The sequence below is a fragment of the Pseudomonas sp. LARHCG127 genome, assembly GCF_052871455.1.
Map to the genome: position 1 here is coordinate 1 of NZ_JBIXJT010000047.1, position 652 is coordinate 652.

At 47.9% G+C, this 652-nt stretch carries 2 tRNA genes and 1 rRNA gene; all 3 read left to right on the forward strand.

Going from position 1 to position 652, the window contains the following annotated elements:
- Positions 1 to 54 (forward strand): 16S ribosomal RNA (locus ACIPQ1_RS28740); the annotation flags it as partial.
- A gap of 123 nt (positions 55 to 177) precedes the next feature.
- Positions 178 to 254, forward strand: a tRNA-Ile gene (locus ACIPQ1_RS28745).
- 10 nt (positions 255 to 264) lie between these two features.
- Positions 265 to 340: transfer RNA gene (locus tag ACIPQ1_RS28750), tRNA-Ala, on the forward strand.
- The last annotated feature ends 312 nt before the right edge of the window (positions 341 to 652 follow it).

Below are 652 nucleotides of genomic sequence, written 5' to 3' on the forward strand. Positions count from 1 at the left end.
GTGAAGTCGTAACAAGGTAGCCGTAGGGGAACCTGCGGCTGGATCACCTCCTTAATCGACGACCGCAGCTGCTCCATGAGCTCCCACACGAATTGCTTGATTCATTGAAGAAGACGATAGAAGCAGCTTTAAGCTCCAAGCTGATAGCTCACAGCTAACAGTTACAAGCTCGAAATTGGGTCTGTAGCTCAGTTGGTTAGAGCGCACCCCTGATAAGGGTGAGGTCGGCAGTTCGAATCTGCCCAGACCCACCAATTTTGTTATGGGGCCATAGCTCAGCTGGGAGAGCGCCTGCCTTGCACGCAGGAGGTCAGCGGTTCGATCCCGCTTGGCTCCACCATAAACTGCTTCTGAAAGCTTAGAAATGAGCATTCCATCAAGGTGATGGTGAATGTTGATTTCTAGTCTTTTGATTAGATCGTTCTTTAAAAATTTGGGTATGTGATAGAAAGATAGACTGAACGTTACTTTCACTGGTAACGGATCAGGCTAAGGTAAAATTTGTGAGTTCTCTTAGTTGAGAAGTTCGAATTTTCGGCGAATGTCGTCTTCACAGTATAACCAGATTGCTTGGGGTTATATGGTCAAGTGAAGAAGCGCATACGGTGGATGCCTTGGCAGTCAGAGGCGATGAAAGACGTGGTAGCCTGCG